This window comes from Streptomyces sp. NEAU-174, from assembly GCF_052665095.1.
In genome coordinates this window covers 190,972-206,895 of record NZ_JBQTCE010000010.1, presented here as the reverse complement: position 1 = coordinate 206,895, position 15,924 = coordinate 190,972, and the positions used below count along the sequence as shown (strand labels likewise).

Here is a 15,924-nt window from a genome sequence, read left to right as displayed (position 1 = left end):
GCCCGACCCCACGGGGCCGCCCGTGGCGGCGGGCTCGCCGTGGGCGTCCGGGGCCGTCCCGGTAGCCGGGGCACCCGGGGCGCGGGCCGCAGGGTTCGCCGGCTCCGCCGGCGGGTCGGCCTCCTCGGGCGCGGGTGCGGCGTCGCCGGCGAGGCGGTCGGTACTCACAGCGTGCTCCAGTCCTGATCGGGATAGCGGTGCACGGGCGCCGACACATCGTCGAGCGCCTGGCAGATCTCGTCCGGAAGACTAAGGGTCTCCGCCGACAACGCCGCCCTCAGCTGCTGGGCGTTGCGCGCGCCGACGATCGGGGCGGTGACGCCCGGGCGGTCGCGGACCCAGGCCAGGGCCACATTGAGCGCGGTGGTCGCCAGGCCGTCGGCCGCTATGGCGACCGCCTCGACGATCCGGCCCGCCTCTTCGTCCAGATACGGCTCGACGAACGCCGCGAGCTCGGAGGCGCCGCGCGAGTCGGCGGGTGTCGTATGCCGGTACTTGCCGGTGAGCACACCGCGGCCGAGCGGCGAGGACGGCAGCAGCCCGACGCCCAGGTCGAGCGCGGCGGGCAGCACCTCGCGCTCCACACCCCGCTGGAGCAGCGAATACTCCATCTGTGTGCTGGCCAGCCGGGTGTGCGCGCCCGAGGAGGCCAGCTGCCAGGTGGCGGCCTTCGCGAGCTGCCAGCCGCTGAAGTTGGACACCCCCACATAGCGGGCCCGCCCGCTGCTCACCGCGATGTCGAGCGCCTGAAGGGTCTCCTCGAGCGGGGTGAACGGATCGAAGGCGTGCACCTGCCACAGGTCGACATAGTCCGTGCCCAGCCGCTCCAGCGAGGCGTCCAGCGCGGCCAGCAGATGGCCGCGCGAGGCGTCGAAGCGGCGGTCGGGGTCGGGCACGCTGCCCGCCTTGGTGGCGATCTGGAGATCGCGCCGGGGCAGTAACCCCTCCAGCAGCTGCCCCAGGAGGTATTCGGCGCCGCCGTCCGCGTACACATCCGCGGTGTCGACGAGTGTCCCGCCCGCCTCCCAGAACGCCTTGAGCTGATCCGCGGCGTCGTGTTCGTCAGTGTCCCGCCCCCAAGTGAGCGTGCCGAGCCCGAGCCGGGAGACGCGCAGGCCCGTGCGACCGAGGTGCCTTAGCTCCATGAACGTCGAGATTACTGGCCGCAAAGCGCCACGTGGGAGCCTGTGGATAACCCACCCCTGACGTAGCGGGGCCATGCGCGCTAGAGTCCCCGGAACAGCGACGTTACTGATCAGTAAGGGGTGCGGTATGAGGCTCGGCATCAACCTCGGCTACTGGGGCGCCGGAATGGACGCGGACAACCTCGCGGTCGCCCGCGAGGCCGACAGGCTCGGCTATTCCGTCTGCTGGGCGGCCGAAGCCTACGGTTCGGACGCCGCCACGGTGCTCGCGTGGGTCGCCGCGCAGACCGAGCGCATCGACGTCGGCTCCGCCATCTTCCAGATCCCGGCCCGCACCCCCGCCATGACGGCGATGACCGCCGCCACCCTGGACACCCTCTCCGGCGGCCGCTTCCGCCTCGGCCTCGGCGTCTCGGGGCCCCAGGTGTCCGAGGGCTGGTACGGGGTGCGGTTCGACAAGCCGCTGGCCCGCACCCGCGAGTACGTGGAGATCATCCGCAAGGCGATGTCGCGCGAGCGGCTGACCCACGAGGGCCGGAACTGGACCCTGCCGCTGCCCGACGGCCCCGGCAAGCCCCTCAAGCTCACCGTGCACCCGGTGCGGGAGTACATCCCGCTGTACATCGCGGCCATCGGCCCGAAGAACCTGGAGCAGACCGGCGAGATCGCCGACGGCGCCCTGGTCCTGTTCTACGACCCCGAGCACGCCGAGGAGACCACTCTCAGCCCGCTGCGCGCGGGCCGCGAGAAGGCGGGCAAGGACCTCGAGGGCTTCGACGTGGTGCCCACCGTCCCCATGGCCCTCGGCGACGACGTCCGCGCCCTCGCCGACCAGTTCCGCCCGTACACCGCGCTCTACGTGGGCGGCATGGGCAGCGCCAAGCAGAACTTCTACAACAAGCTCGCGCAGCGCATGGGGTACGAGAAGGAGGCCGCCGAGATCCAGGAGAAGTACCTCTCCGGGGACAAGGAGGGCGCCGCCGCGGCCGTCCCCCACGAGCTGATCGACTCCACCGCGCTGATCGGCCCCGTCGAGCGCATCGCCGACCGCATGCAGGCGTACGCGGGGGCCGGGGTCACCACCCTGTCGCTCACACCCGCGGGCTTCACGCTGGAGGAGCGGCTCGCCGGACTGCGGGCGGGCGTCGAGGCCCTGGAGCGGGCCGGACTCGCGTAGGCGCCGAGCCGAGCGCGGCGCCGGGAAAGTTCCGCGGCCGTGGTGGGGGCTCGGGGGTCTTCCCCGCCACGGCCGTCATCCAGCACAACGCCTCCGCCGCCCAGGGGTTACGCGGACGCGGCGTCCGGGAGGTTCCCCCGTTCGGCCGAGCCGGGTGCCCCAGCTGTTGCCACCGCCCCCACCGGGCCGTTGACTTTTTCTGCGCACGGCGGCTTCCGCGCACGGCGGCGCACGACCAGCGCACGGAGGTGGCGGCGATGCTCTCGGCGAAAAGCGTGTTCCAGGAGATCCTCGACAACGACGAGGCGTTCCGGCTCTTCTGCTCCGTCGCGGCCAGCGGGGAGGCCCAGGGAGGCTGGGAGAACGGCCGGATCGCCGCCCTGGTGCCCGAGAGCCGCCGCGACCTCGCGCCCAAGATCGCCCGCCATGGCGCCGACGAGGACAAACACGGCCGGATCTTCAACGCTCTGCTCCACAAGCGCGGTCTGGAGCCCATGGAGGTGCCGCGCGAGACCGACTACACGATGCTCCTGGAGGCGCGCGGCATCGGCCTCGCCCATGACAAGCTGCGCCGCGACGAACCGCTCACCGAGCACGACATCGTGATCTACCTCGCCCACAGCCGGGTCACCGAACAGCGCGCCTCCGCCCAGATGAGGATGTTGCGCGGATACTTCGGCGACCACCCCGACCTCGGCCGCGCGGTGCGCATGATCGCCGACGACGAGGACAACCACCTCGCCTACTGCCACGAGGAGCTGCTGCGCCTGGCCGCCGACGGATACGGCCGGACCATCCAGCGGACCCTGCGGGAGAGCGCGCTCGTCGAGATGGCGGTGTACCGGGACGTCAGCCTGGCCGTGATGGCCCACATGGGACGCGTTCTCGGCTGGCCCGGGCCGAAGTCCGCGCTGCTCGCGGCCGGGATCCACGCCCTGCACACGTATGAGCGGCTGGGCGGCTGGCGGCGCATGGTGTCCCTGCGGATGCCCGAGCGGCGGAACGCGCTGGGCGGACCCGTGAAGAGCGCTTCCGGCGCGGCCGAGGCGCCCGAGTTCGTCTGACCGAGCCGCGCGCCCGAGGCGCCCACGTCTGACCGGGCTCCGAGACCTCCGCTCAGAGCCACCCACGCCGCTTGAACCAGCGGTACAGCAGCGCGATCACACCGCCCATGAGCACGATCACCGCCGGATAACCCCAGGGCTGCTTCAGCTCCGGCATGTGCGTGAAGTTCATGCCGTAGATCCCGGCGATCATCGTCGGGACCGCGGCCATGGCCGCCCACGCCGAGATCTTCCGCATGTCGTCGTTCTGCCGCACGCCCATCTGCGCGAGATGGGCGGAGAGGATGTCCGACAGCAGCCGGTCCAGCCCCTCCACATGCTCGTTCACCCGGGTCAGATGGTCGCTGACATCGCGGAAGAACGGCCGGGAGCCCTCGTGCACGAACGGCACCCCGGCGCCGGTGAGCCGCTCCATCGGCTCCCCCAACGGCCCGGCCGAGCGGCGGAATTCCATCACCTCGCGCTTGAACGCGTAGATCCGCCCGGCGGTGTTCTGCCCGGCGCCCGCGTTCGGGGCGAAGACCTCCGTCTCCAGCCCCTCCAGGTCCCCGTGCAGAGCGTCGGCCACGTCCAGGTAGTGGTCCACGACCGCGTCGGAGACCGCGTACATCACCGCCGTGGGGCCGTGCTGGAGCACCTCGGGCATCTTCTCCAGGCGGTCGCGCACCGAGCCCAGCGGATTGGCCTCGCCGTGCCTTACGGTCACCACGAAGGAGTCACCGACGAAGACCATCAGCTCACCCGCGGTGACGTTCCCGGCCTTCTCGTCGTACTGCACCGGCTTGAGCACCAGGAACAGCGAATCGTCGTAGACCTCCAGCTTCGGCCTCTGGTGGGCGCACAGGGCGTCCTCGACGGCCAGCGGATGCAGTCCGAACTCGCTGGTGACCAGCTCGAACTCCTTCTCGGTCGGCTCATGCAGCCCGATCCACAAGAAGGCGTCCCCACTCGCGCGCGCCTCGTCCAGGGCGTCGGAGAAGTCAGCGGGTCCCTCGGTACGGGCCCCGTCCCGGTAGATGGCACAATCCACGATCACGCTGCGCATTGTGCCTCGCGTGATGCCCATCGGCACAGGGGGACCCCGTGCGGGATCGGTGCGCATCCCCGCTGAGCGGCGCCGGAGGGGTCGTAGGGTGGCAGCCATGCCCATGCTGATCCTCGTACGGCACGGCCGGTCCACCGCCAATATCGCGGGCGTCCTCGCGGGCTGGACACCCGGTGTCGCCCTCGACGAACGCGGTACGGCCCAGGCGGCGGCGCTGCCCGGCAGACTGGCCGGGGTGCCGCTCGCCGCCGCCGTCACCAGCCCGCTCCAGCGCTGCCGGGAGACGCTGGCCCCGCTGCTCGCCGCCCGCCCCGAACTGCCGCTGCACCCCGACGACCGGATCGGGGAGTGCCACTACGGCGACTGGTCCGGCCGGAAGCTGGCCGAGCTCGCCGATGAACCATTGATGAACATCGTCCAGCAGCATCCGTCCGCGGCCGCCTTCCCCGGTGGCGAGTCCATGCGCGCCATGCACGCGCGCGCGGTGGAGGCGGTGCGCGACTGGAACGCCCGGATCGAGAGCGAGCACGGCGCGGACGCGGCCTATCTGATGTGCTCCCACGGGGACATCATCAAGGCGCTGGTCGCGGACGCCCTCGGACTCCATCTCGATCTGTTCCAGCGGATCTCGGTCGAGCCCTGCTCGGTCACCGCGATCCGGTACACCCCGACCCGGCCCTTCCTCGTCCGGCTCGGGGACACCGGGGACTTCGCGGGTCTGGCGCCGCGCGAGGAGAACTCCGGCCACCGCGGCGGGGACGCGGCGGTGGGCGGCGACGCGGGAGCACCGTGATCGCTGTGCGCAGTAGGGTGGTGCCGCGGTGCGAGGGCGCCGTGACAGCCGTGACCGGGCGGTCGTGACACCCAGCGGTCAGCAGTCAGTCAGCCGAGCAGTCGAATCAAATGGAGCAGGACGTTGTCCCGTCAGGTGTTCCTCTATGACCCGCCGGACCGTTTCGTCGCCGGTACGGTCGGGCTGCCTGGTCGCCGTACCTTTTTCCTACAGGCATCCGCCGGCAGCCGGACCACCAGTGTCGCGCTGGAGAAGACGCAGGTCGCCGCGTTGGCCGAGCGGATAGACGAGTTGCTGGACGAGGTGGTGCGGCGCACCGGCGGAAACGCCCCGGTCCCCGCCGTCGCACCGACCGAACTCAGCGACACCGGACCGCTGGAAGTCCCCGTGGAGGAGGAGTTCCGGGTCGGCACCATGGCACTCGCCTGGGACGGCGAGGAGCAGCGGATGATCGTCGAGGCGCAGGCGCTGGTCGAGCTGGAGGCCGAGTCCGAGGAGGACCTGGCCGAGGCCGAGGAGCGGCTGCTCCAGGACGATGTGAACGGCCCGCCCATGCTGCGGGTGCGGCTCACCGGGACGCAGGCGCGCGCGTTCGCCAAGCGCGCCCTGGAAGTCGTCAACGCCGGCCGGCCGCCCTGCCCGCTGTGCAGTCTGCCGCTCGACCCGGAGGGACACGTATGTCCGCGCCAGAACGGATACCGCCGCGGAGCCTGACGCCCCCGGCCCCGGCCGAGTTGCTGGCTCTCGGTGAGCTGACGGTGCGCGGCCGGGTCCGGGAGGCGTCCAACGCGGTGCTGTACTGCACGGTCGAGTACGAGGGCCACAGCGCCCCTTGTGTCTACAAGCCGGTGGCCGGGGAGCGGCCGCTGTGGGACTTCCCGGACGGCACGCTCGCCCAGCGCGAGGTCGCGGCGTACGAGATCTCCGAGGCCACCGGCTGGGGCCTGGTGCCGCCCACGGTGCTGCGCGACGGGCCGTACGGGCAGGGGATGTGCCAGCTCTGGGTGGAGGTCGAGACGGCCACCGACGGGCCGGACGGGGCCGACGGCGGGCCGGACGGCGACGGCTCGGCGGAGACCGGGGGAGCGGAGCTGCTCGCGCTCGTCGAGGGTGATGAACCGGGTCCCGGCTGGAAGGCCGTGGGCTACGCCGAGGTGGGCGAGGGCCGTACGGCGCTGCTGGTCCACGCCGACGACGTACGGCTGCGCCGGCTGGCCGTCCTCGACGCGGTGATCAACAACGGCGACCGCAAGGGCGGCCATCTGCTGCCCGCGGCCGGTGGCCGGCTCTATGCGATTGATCACGGAGTGACCTTCAACGCCGACGACAAGCTGCGCACCCTGCTGTGGGGCTGGGCCGGGGAGCCGCTGCCGGACGATGTGCTGGAGGTGCTGCGCCGGCTGGCGGGCGAGCTGGCCGACGGTGGCCCGCTGAGCGCCCGGCTGGCGGAGCTGATCACCGGAGCCGAGATCGAGGCCCTGCGGGCCCGTGTGGCCGCGCTGTTGCGGACCGGGAAGCACCCCGAGCCCAGCGGCCAGTGGCCCGCCATCCCCTGGCCGCCGGTCTGATCGGACCGGGCCGCTCCGGACCCTCCGGTCCGGGTGGACCGGCCGGTTCCGGGGCCGTGGGGCCGTCCGCTCCGGGGCCGTGAGCCGTCCGCTCCGGGGCCTGGCGGGGCCCGCCGCGCCCCCGCCAGGGGCCCTGGAGCACGGATCGGGCGGCTCAAGCAGCTCGCGGACGTCCGCGCAAGACCGCCCATCCGGCCAACACCACAGGTCCGGTTCGTATACGGACGCTGCATCCGGTTACGCTCATTGCATGTATGCCTGGCCCGCTTCTGAGGTTCCCGCCCTGCCCGGCAGTGGCCGCGACCTGAGCATTCACGACACCGCGACCGGGGGACGGATCACCCTGACCCCCGGTCCCGTCGCGCGCATCTACGTCTGCGGGATCACCCCGTACGACGCGACCCACATGGGTCATGCGGCGACCTATAACGCGTTCGACCTCGTTCAGCGCGTATGGCTCGACACCAAGCGCCAGGTGCACTACGTCCAGAACGTCACCGATGTCGACGATCCCCTGCTGGAGCGGGCGCAGGAGAACGGCGACGACTGGACGGCCCTCGCCGAGCGTGAGACCGCCCTCTTCCGCGAGGACATGACGGCCCTGCGGATGCTGCCCCCGCAGCACTACATCGGGGCCGTCGAGTCGATACCGGGGATCGTGCCGCTCGTGGAGCGGCTGCGCGACCTGGGCGCCGCCTATGAACTCGAGGGCGACATCTACTTCTCCGTGGAGTCCGACCCCGCCTTCGGCTCGGTCAGCCGGCTCGACGCCGAGGCCATGCGGCTGCTGTCCGCCGAGCGCGGCGGCGACCCGGAGCGCCCCGGCAAGAAGAACCCCCTCGACCCGATGCTGTGGATGGCCGCCCGTGACGGCGAGCCGAGTTGGGACGGCGGATCGCTCGGTCGCGGCCGCCCCGGCTGGCACATCGAATGCGTGGCCATCGCCCTGGACCACCTCGGCATGGGCTTCGACGTACAGGGCGGCGGATCCGATCTCGCCTTCCCGCACCATGAGATGGGCGCCTCGCACGCCCAGGTCCTCACCGGTGAGCGGCCGTTCGCCAAGACGTATGTGCACGCCGGGATGGTGGCCCTGGACGGCGAGAAGATGTCGAAGTCCAAGGGGAACCTGGTCTTCGTCTCGGCGCTGCGCCGCGACGGCGTCGACCCGGCGGCCATACGGCTCGCGCTGCTGGCCCGTCACTACCGCTCGGACTGGGAGTGGACGGACGGGCTGCTGCGGGAGGCCGAGGAGCGCCTCGACCGCTGGCGTGCCGCCGTCTCGCGGCCCGACGGGCCCTCGGCCGAGGCGCTGGTGGAGGAGGTCCGCGCGGCGCTCGCGGACGACCTGGACTCCCCGGCCGCCCTGGCCGCCGTCGACCGCTGGGCCGCCGCGCAGTCGGCCACCGGCGGTACGGACGAGGGGGCGCCCGGTCTGGTCTCGCGCGCCGTGGACGCGCTGCTGGGCGTGGCCCTCTGAGCGGCCCTCTGAGTGGGCCTCTGACGCGTCGTCGGGGCGCCGCGCCGCGACGGTGAACGCATGAGCCCGCGCCGGGGTCCGCCCGGCGCGGGCTTCTCGCTGTCTCGTACGCGGGGTACGAGACGTGTGCGGCGTGCGTGGCGTACGCGACCTACGAGGCGTACGAGACGTGCGTGACGGTCGTGGTTACCGGTCGGAGCCGGACCCCTCGTCCCCGTCGCCACCCCGGTCCGTGCCGCCCTCGTCGCGGCGGTAGGCGTCCTGGCCCTCGGTGCCCCGGTCCTCGGTGCCCTGGCCGTCGTCCGCCTCCTTGTCGCTGTCGGCGTCCTCGGCATCGCCCGCACCCGCGCCCGCGTCCACGTCCTTGGCCTCGTCCTCGGCGCCGCCGGTGTCCTCCGTGTCGTCGTCCTTGGCCACCTCGTCCTTGGGGGACGGCTTGCGCGGCCGCCCATGGCCGGTGGAGGGGTCGCGCAGATAGGGGGCGCCAGGGCCGCCCGCGCCGCCCTCCAGACCGCCGCTCTCGGTCGCGTGGCCACCGGCGGGGCCGGGCTGGCCGTCACGCCGCCGCAGATAGCGCTCGAACTCGCGGGCGATGGCCTCGCCGGACGCCTCGGGCAGCTCGGCGGTGTCCCGCGCCTCCTCCAGCGACTGGACGTACTCGGCGACCTCGCTGTCCTCGGCGGCCAGCTGGTCCACGCCCAGCTGCCAGGCCCGCGAGTCCTCGGTCAGCTCGCCGAGGGGGATGCGCACCGAGATGAGGTCCTCGAGGCGGTTCAGCAGCGCAAGGGTGGCCTTCGGGTTCGGCGGCTGCGAGACGTAGTGCGGCACGGCCGCCCACAGGCTCACCGCCGGGACACCGGCGTGGGTGCACGCCTCCTGGAGGACCCCGACGATCCCGGTCGGGCCCTCGTAGCGGGTCTCCTCCAGATCGAGGCTGCGGGCCAGGTCCGGGTCGGAGGTGACCCCGCTGACCGGCACCGGCCGGGTGTGCGGGGTGTCGCCGAGCAGCGCGCCGAGGATGACGACCATCTCCACGCCCAACTCATGGGCGTAGCCGAGGATCTCGTTGCAGAACGACCGCCAGCGCATGCTCGGCTCGATGCCGCGCACCAGCACCAGGTCCCGGGACTTCTCCCCGGTGTCCGCCCGGACCACCGAGAGCCGGGTCGTCGGCCAAGTGATCTTGCGCACGCCGCCCTCGAGGGCCACGGTGGGCCGGTTCACCTGGAAGTCGTAGTAGTCCTCCGCGTCGAGCGAGGCGAAGACCTCGCCCTTCCACTCCCGGTCCAGGTGCCCGACCGCGGTCGAGGCGGCGTCTCCGGCGTCGTTCCAGCCCTCGAAGGCACAGATCATGACCGGGTCGATCAGCTCGGGAACCCCCTCAAGCTCGATCACCCAGCGCCTCCTTCCGACCGGGGCGGACGGATGGTGCCGCCTCCAGCTCAGTTTCCCATTGCGTGCCACCCAAGCCTACGGCTTTCCGGGGCCCCGGCCGCAGCCCCTGTCCAGGAGCACTAAGAGATTCATCCGATCTGTCCTTCGAAAGTTCCGACGCACCTCTGGACGAAACCCCTAGGGCAGCGCTATACATCGGATCATCGCGAAAGGTCCGATGTTCTCTCTCGCGCATCGTTTCAGGGAGCCCCCATTGAGTCAGCGTCCATCCGTCACCGAGCTCGAGGTCCATGACATCCGGTTTCCCACCTCGGAGCAGCTCGACGGCTCGGACGCCATGAACCCGGACCCCGACTACTCCGCCGCCTACGTCGTGCTGCGCACGGACGCGGGGGAGGGGACGGCGGCCTCCGAGGGACACGGCTTCGTCTTCACCATCGGCCGCGGCAACGATGTCACCGCGGCCGCCATCCGCTCCCTGCGCCCCCATGTGGTGGGCCGCCCCGCGCCGCTGACGGCCACCGAGCTCGCCGCCCTGCACCGCGAGCTGACCCATGACTCGCAGCTGCGCTGGCTCGGGCCCGAGAAGGGGGTCATGCACATGGCCGCGGGCGCGGTGGTCAACGCAGCCTGGGACCTCGCCGCCCGGCAGGCCGGAAAGCCCCTGTGGCAGTTCCTCGCCGAGATGTCGCCCGAGGAACTGGTCGAGCTGGTCGACTTCCGCTACCTCAGCGACGCGCTCACCCCGGAGGAGGCGCTCGCCATTCTGCGCGCCGCCGAGCCCGGCCGCGCCGAGCGCGCCGCGCTGCTGCGCGAGCGGGGCTACCCCGCCTACACCACCTCGCCCGGCTGGCTCGGCTACTCCGACGAGAAAATGATCAAACTGGCACAGGAGGCCGTCGCCGACGGCTTCGGCCAGATCAAGCTCAAGGTCGGGGCCGATCTGGACGAGGACCTCAGACGGATGCGGCTCGCCCGCGAGGCGGTCGGCCCGGATGTGCGCATCGCCGTGGACGCCAACCAGCGCTGGGACGTGGCGGAGGCGGTGCGCTGGATGAGCGCCCTGGCCCCGTACGACCCGCACTGGATCGAGGAGCCCACCAGCCCGGACGACGTCCTCGCCCACGCCGCCATCCGCGCCGGGCAGCCGGTCAAGGTCGCCACCGGTGAGCACGTCGCCAACCGCGTGGTCTTCAAGCAGCTGCTCCAGGCCGAGGCGGTTGACTTCGTCCAGATCGACGCGGCGCGGGTCGCGGGGGTCAACGAGAACCTCACGATCCTGCTGCTCGCCGCCAAGTACGGACTTCCGGTGTGCCCGCACGCGGGCGGCGTCGGGCTGTGCGAACTCGTCCAGCACCTGGCCATGTTCGACTACGTGGCCGTCTCGGGCAGCTGGGAGGACCGGGTCATCGAGTATGTCGACCACCTCCACGAGCACTTCGCCGATCCCGCGGTCGTCGAGTCGGGCCGCTACCGGGCTCCGACCGCGCCGGGCTTCTCCGCCCGTATGTACCCAGAGTCGATCGCCGCCTACCGCTATCCGGACGGGCCCGAATGGCGGACCCGTCTGGCACGGTCCGTACCGGCGCCGCCCGTATCGGCTCAGCCCGTAGCAGCACCGTCCGCATCCGCACGGCCTCAGGAGGACCACCAGTGACCACCGGCGACTTCGAAGGGCTGGCCGCGCTCGTCACCGGCGGGGCCTCCGGCATCGGCGCCGCCATCGCCGCCACACTGCGCGACCGGGGCGCGCGGGTCGCCGTGCTCGACCGCGATCCGTCGGGCGCCCCGGACGGCACGCTGCCGCTCAAGGCCGATGTCACCTCCGACGAGGGGGTCAGAACCGCGGTGGACGCGGCGGTGGCCGAGTTCGGCGCCCTGCACACCGTCGTCGGCAACGCGGGCATCGGCGCGATCGGGAGCGTCGAGGACAACTCCGACGAGGAGTGGCACCGGCTGCTGGACATCAATGTGCTGGGCCTGGTCCGCACCGCGCGGGCCGCGCTGCCCCACCTGCGCGCCGCCGCGACCGACCGGCCCGGCGCCGTCTCCATCACCCACACCTGCTCGATCGCCGCCACCGCGGGGCTGCCGCAGCGCGCCGCCTACAGTGCCAGCAAGGGCGCCGTGCTGTCGCTGACCCTCGCCATGGCGGCGGACCACATCCGCGAAGGGGTGCGTGTCAACTGCGTCAACCCCGGCACGGTGGACACCCCGTGGGTCGGCCGGCTGCTCGACCAGGCCCCCGACCCGGCGGCCGAGCGCGCCGCCCTGGAGGCCCGGCAGCCCACCGGACGGCTGGTCTCCGCCGACGAGGTGGCCGCCGCCGTCGCGTATCTCGCCAGCCCCGCCGCCGCGGCCGTCACCGGCACCGCGCTGGCCGTCGACGGAGGGATGCAGGGGCTGCGGCTGCGCCCCGCCTCCTCCTGAGACAACCGCCCGACCGCTCGGACCCACCGCCCGGCCGCTCGGACCCACCGCCCGACCACTCGGGGCGGCGGCCCGGCCGCCCGGGAGAACGGCACAACCGCCTCCGCGTGAGGCCGGCACCACCCGCACGACCAGACCCAGGAACGACCAAGGACGGGACTCGATGACGAGACTCCGCACCACCGGCACCGCCGCCTGCGCCGTGCTGCTGGCCGTCGCAGCGCTCACCGGCTGCAACCGAGAGAGCAATGGCGCCGGCGGCGGCAAGGTCGGCATCGACATGCCGCGGACGGACACCGACTTCTGGAACTCCTACCAGCAGTATCTGGAGAAGGGCATCGACAAGGGCACGGTCTCCGCGCTCCCGCTGTCCAACTCGCAGAACGACATCGGCAAACTGGTCGCCAACGTCCAGGCGTTCACCGACCAGGGCGCCAAGGCGGTCATCATGGCGCCCCAGGACACCGGGGCCATCTCCTCCACGCTGGAGCAGCTGGAGGAGAAGAAGATCCCCGTCGTCAGCGTGGACACCCGGCCCGACTCCGGCAAGGTCTACATGGTGGTGCGCGCCGACAACCGGGCGTACGGCACCAAGGCGTGCGAGTACCTCGGCGAGAAGCTGGGCGGCAAGGGCCGGATCGCCGAGCTCCAGGGCGACCTCAGCTCCATCAACGGCCGGGACCGCTCGCAGGCGTTCGCCTCCTGCATGAAGAAGAAGTACCCCGGCATCAAGGTGCATGAGCTGCCCACCGACTGGAAGGGCGATGTGGCCTCCGCCAAGCTCCAGAGCCTGCTGGCCCAGCACAAGGACGTGAGCGGCATCTACATGCAGGCGGGCGGCGCCTTCCTCCAGCCCACGCTCGCGCTGCTGGAGCAGAAGCGGCTGCTGAAGCCCGCCGGTTCGGCCAAGCACATCACGATCATCTCCAACGACGGGATACCCGAGGAGCTGGACGCGATCCGCTCCGGGAAGATCGACGCCACGCTCTCCCAGCCCGCCGACCTCTACGCCCAGTGGGCCCTGAACTACGCGAAGGCCGCTCTGGACGGCAAGACGTTCAAACCCGGCCCGACCGACCACAACTCCAAGATCGTCAAGATCGAGAACGGCCTGGAGGACCAGCTCCCGGCGCCGCTGGTCACCAAGGAGAACGTCGACGACAAGAAGCTGTGGGCCAACCAGCTCGAGAAGAAGTGACCATGGCCGACGCCGAACAGCCCGCCGTCGTACGGGCTCAGGGCATCGTCAAGCGGTTCGGGCCCACCGTCGCCCTGGACCACGCCCGGCTGGCGGTGCGGCCCGGGGAGGCCCACGCGCTGGTCGGGCGCAACGGGGCCGGCAAGTCCACGCTGGTGTCCGTCCTGACCGGGATGGAGCGCCCGGACGAGGGCGAGGTGACCTTCGCGGGCGAGTCCGCCCCCGGCTACGGCGACACCGCCGCCTGGCAGCGCAAGGTGGCCTGCGTCTACCAGAAGTCGATGGTGGTCCCGGATCTGACGGTCGCCGAGAACCTCTATCTCAACCGCTTCCCGGGCGCCGGGCGCATCCGCTGGCGCGCCCTGCGCGAGGACGCCCGCGCGCTGCTGTCCGAGTACGGCGTGGAGGTGGATCCGCAGGCGCGGGCGAAGGATCTCAGCGTCGAGCAGCGGCAGTTCGTGGAGATCGCCCGGGCGCTCTCCTTCGGCGCCCGGCTGATCATCCTCGACGAGCCCACCGCCCAGCTCGACGCGGGCGGGATCGACCGGCTCTTCGCCAAGCTGCTGGAGCTGCGCCGGCAAGGGGTCGCCTTCCTGTTCATCTCGCACCATCTGCAAGAGGTCTACGAACTCTGCGACACCGTCACCGTCTTCCGCGACGCCCGCCATGTGCTGACCGCCCCGGTCGCCGGCCTCCCCAAGGAGGAGCTGGTGGCGGCGATGACCGGGGACGACGGCGGGGCGCCCGAGGGCGACTCCCGGGCCGTGGCCCGCGCTCCCGTCGCCCGTAAGGAGGCCGACCCGGACGGGGAGCCGGTGCTGCGCACCGAAGGCCTCGCCCTGGAGGGCGAGTTCGACCCGCTGGACCTGGTGGTGCGCCCCGGCGAGGTGCTCGGCCTGGCCGGGGCCACGGCCAGCGGCAACACGGCGGTCGGCGAGACCCTGGTGGGCTTGCGCAAACCGGCCGGCGGGCGGCTGTCGGTGCGCGGCCGGCCGGTGCGCCCCGGCAGCGTGCCGCACGCCCTCGACGCGGGCATCGGCTACGTCCCGGAGGACCGGCACGACCAGGGCCTGGTCCTGGGCCGCAGCGTCGCCGAGAACGCCACCCTGACCGTCACCGACCAGCTCGGTCCCTACGGCACCGTGCTGCCCTCCCGGACCCGCGCCTTCGCCCAGCGGATGATCACCTCCCTGGACATCAAGACCTCCGGCCCCTCGCAGCCGGTTTCGGGTTTGTCCGGCGGAAATCAGCAGAAGGTCGTCATCGCGCGGGCGCTGGCCCGTGAGCCCAGCGTCCTGGTCGCGATCCGCCCGACCGCCGGGGTGGACGTGAAGTCCAAGGACGCGCTGCTCGGCGTCGTACGGGACGTGGCCGCGTCCGGGAGCGGCGCGGTCATCGTCTCCGACGAACTGGACGACCTGCGGGTCTGCGACCGGATCCTGGCGTTCTTCCACGGCCGGGTGGTCGCCGAGTTCGGCAGCGGCTGGAGCGACCGCCAGCTCGTGGCCGCCATGGAGGGCATCACGGAGCCGGGCACCAACGGCACGGCGGGGGACACAGAAGACCGCACAGAAGGAAGGCAGACATGACCGATACCGCACGGCAGCGGACCGCCGAGGCGGTGGCTGACGACCCGGCGGGGGGCCGGCCGCGGATCGACATCGCGCGCTGGCGCGATCTGTCGCTGGTCCCCGTGATCTTCGTCCTCGGGGTGATCGGCTTCATCGTCTCGCCCGCCTTCCTCACCGAGGACAACCTGATCGGGGTCGTCCAGCAGTCCACCGAGCTGGGGCTGCTGGTGCTGGGCGAGGCGCTGATCCTGATCAGCGGGCGGATGGACCTCTCCCTGGAGTCGACCATCGCCGTGGCGCCGGTGATCGCCCTGTGGCTCGTGCTGCCCGAGCACGGGGCGCGGTTCGAGGGCCTGGGGCTGCTGCCGGTGTGGACCGCGATACCGCTGTGCCTGGCGGTCGGGGCGCTGATCGGCGCGGCCAACGGCTTTCTGATGCTCAAGCTGCGCGTCAACGGCTTCATCGCGACCCTGGGCATGCTCACCATGCTGCGCGGGCTCCAGGTCGGCATCGCCGAGGGCCAGTCGATCGTCAACGTCCCCGAGTCCTTCCGCTACCTCGGCAAGGCCGAGTGGCTGGGCGTGCCCGCCGCCGTGTGGATCTGCCTGGGGCTGTACGCCCTCGGCGGCCTGGCCCTTGGCTATCTGCGGCACGGACGCGCGCTGTACGCGATCGGCGGCAACCCCGAGGCCGCGCGCGCCGCGGGCATCCGGGTGGACCGGATCACCTGGATCGTGCTGAGCGTCGGCGGACTGCTGGCCGCCTTCGCGGGCATCCTCTACACGGGCCACTACGGCTCGGTCGCCGCGACCCAGGGCAACGGCTGGATCTTCCAGGTGTTCGCCGCGGCGGTCATCGGCGGGATCAGCCTCAAGGGCGGCCGCGGCACCCTCTTCGGCGCGCTCACCGGCGTGCTGACGCTTCAGCTGGTCGTCAATGTGATGACCCTCGGCGGGGTACCGCCCCTGTGGAACCAGTTCATCAACGGCTCGATCATCATCGTCGCGCTGATCATCTCCCGCTACGCCAGCGGCGAGAAGCAGGACTGAGAGCCGGGA

14 protein-coding genes are annotated in these 15,924 nt (G+C 71.9%); 11 read left to right on the top strand and 3 right to left on the bottom strand.

What is annotated here, in order from left to right:
- Nucleotides 1-164: 164 nt before the first annotated feature.
- Nucleotides 165-1,145 (bottom strand): aldo/keto reductase, encoded by a 981-nt coding sequence (locus tag ACT2CW_RS27995; RefSeq protein WP_037956508.1) that lies wholly within the window; start codon nucleotides 1,143-1,145, stop codon nucleotides 165-167.
- A gap of 127 nt (nucleotides 1,146-1,272) precedes the next feature.
- On the opposite strand from ACT2CW_RS27995, the gene ACT2CW_RS27990 reads away from it, so the two are divergent.
- Nucleotides 1,273-2,322: an LLM class F420-dependent oxidoreductase gene (locus ACT2CW_RS27990; protein ID WP_164426274.1), complete on the top strand. Its 1,050-nt coding sequence runs from the start codon at nucleotides 1,273-1,275 to the stop codon at nucleotides 2,320-2,322.
- Between the two features lie 257 nt (nucleotides 2,323-2,579).
- A complete protein-coding gene (locus ACT2CW_RS27985) occupies nucleotides 2,580-3,386 on the top strand; it encodes a ferritin-like domain-containing protein (RefSeq protein WP_445518611.1) in 807 nt (268 codons plus the stop codon).
- 52 nt (nucleotides 3,387-3,438) lie between these two features.
- Here the strand turns inward: ACT2CW_RS27985 and corA are convergent, their stop codons facing one another.
- On the bottom strand, nucleotides 3,439-4,431 hold the full coding sequence (corA, locus tag ACT2CW_RS27980; RefSeq protein ID WP_182470296.1) for a magnesium/cobalt transporter CorA: 993 nt from the start codon (nucleotides 4,429-4,431) through the stop codon (nucleotides 3,439-3,441).
- A 97-nt stretch (nucleotides 4,432-4,528) separates the two neighbouring features.
- Between corA and ACT2CW_RS27975 the strand changes: the two genes are divergently transcribed.
- From ACT2CW_RS27975 to mshC, 4 genes are all read left to right on the top strand, one after another.
- Nucleotides 4,529-5,224 (top strand): histidine phosphatase family protein, encoded by a 696-nt coding sequence (locus tag ACT2CW_RS27975; RefSeq protein ID WP_445518610.1) that lies wholly within the window; start codon nucleotides 4,529-4,531, stop codon nucleotides 5,222-5,224.
- A 123-nt stretch (nucleotides 5,225-5,347) separates the two neighbouring features.
- The gene (locus tag ACT2CW_RS27970) at nucleotides 5,348-5,938 is read left to right on the top strand and encodes a DUF3090 domain-containing protein (protein WP_037956497.1); all 591 of its coding nucleotides are present in this window, start codon (nucleotides 5,348-5,350) and stop codon (nucleotides 5,936-5,938) included.
- The gene (locus ACT2CW_RS27965) at nucleotides 5,902-6,792 is read left to right on the top strand and encodes an SCO1664 family protein (protein WP_086881678.1); all 891 of its coding nucleotides are present in this window, start codon (nucleotides 5,902-5,904) and stop codon (nucleotides 6,790-6,792) included. The genes ACT2CW_RS27970 and ACT2CW_RS27965 overlap by 37 nt, the downstream gene beginning before the upstream one ends.
- Before the next feature lie 250 nt (nucleotides 6,793-7,042).
- On the top strand, nucleotides 7,043-8,272 hold the full coding sequence (gene mshC, locus ACT2CW_RS27960; RefSeq protein ID WP_182470253.1) for a cysteine--1-D-myo-inosityl 2-amino-2-deoxy-alpha-D-glucopyranoside ligase: 1,230 nt from the start codon (nucleotides 7,043-7,045) through the stop codon (nucleotides 8,270-8,272).
- A 186-nt stretch (nucleotides 8,273-8,458) separates the two neighbouring features.
- On the opposite strand, the gene ACT2CW_RS27955 is transcribed toward mshC, so the two are convergent.
- Nucleotides 8,459-9,667 (bottom strand): PAC2 family protein, encoded by a 1,209-nt coding sequence (locus tag ACT2CW_RS27955; RefSeq protein ID WP_445518609.1) that lies wholly within the window; start codon nucleotides 9,665-9,667, stop codon nucleotides 8,459-8,461.
- 337 nt (nucleotides 9,668-10,004) lie between these two features.
- On the opposite strand from ACT2CW_RS27955, the gene ACT2CW_RS27950 reads away from it, so the two are divergent.
- The 5 genes from ACT2CW_RS27950 to ACT2CW_RS27930 all read left to right on the top strand — a co-directional run bounded on the left by ACT2CW_RS27950 (nucleotide 10,005) and on the right by ACT2CW_RS27930 (nucleotide 15,915).
- Entirely contained in the window at nucleotides 10,005-11,324 is a 1,320-nt protein-coding gene (locus ACT2CW_RS27950) for an enolase C-terminal domain-like protein (RefSeq protein ID WP_414085173.1), read from the top strand.
- Entirely contained in the window at nucleotides 11,321-12,097 is a 777-nt protein-coding gene (locus ACT2CW_RS27945) for an SDR family NAD(P)-dependent oxidoreductase (RefSeq protein ID WP_445518608.1), read from the top strand. Before ACT2CW_RS27950 ends, ACT2CW_RS27945 begins: the two co-directional genes overlap by 4 nt.
- Nucleotides 12,098-12,260: 163 nt before the next feature.
- The gene (locus tag ACT2CW_RS27940; RefSeq protein WP_445518607.1) at nucleotides 12,261-13,295 is read left to right on the top strand and encodes a sugar ABC transporter substrate-binding protein; all 1,035 of its coding nucleotides are present in this window, start codon (nucleotides 12,261-12,263) and stop codon (nucleotides 13,293-13,295) included.
- 2 nt (nucleotides 13,296-13,297) lie between these two features.
- Nucleotides 13,298-14,884, top strand: a complete 1,587-nt coding sequence (locus ACT2CW_RS27935; protein ID WP_445518606.1) for a sugar ABC transporter ATP-binding protein — start codon at nucleotides 13,298-13,300, stop codon at nucleotides 14,882-14,884.
- A complete protein-coding gene (locus ACT2CW_RS27930; RefSeq protein WP_138911444.1) occupies nucleotides 14,881-15,915 on the top strand; it encodes an ABC transporter permease in 1,035 nt (344 codons plus the stop codon). Before ACT2CW_RS27935 ends, ACT2CW_RS27930 begins: the two co-directional genes overlap by 4 nt.
- The last annotated feature ends 9 nt before the right edge of the window (nucleotides 15,916-15,924 follow it).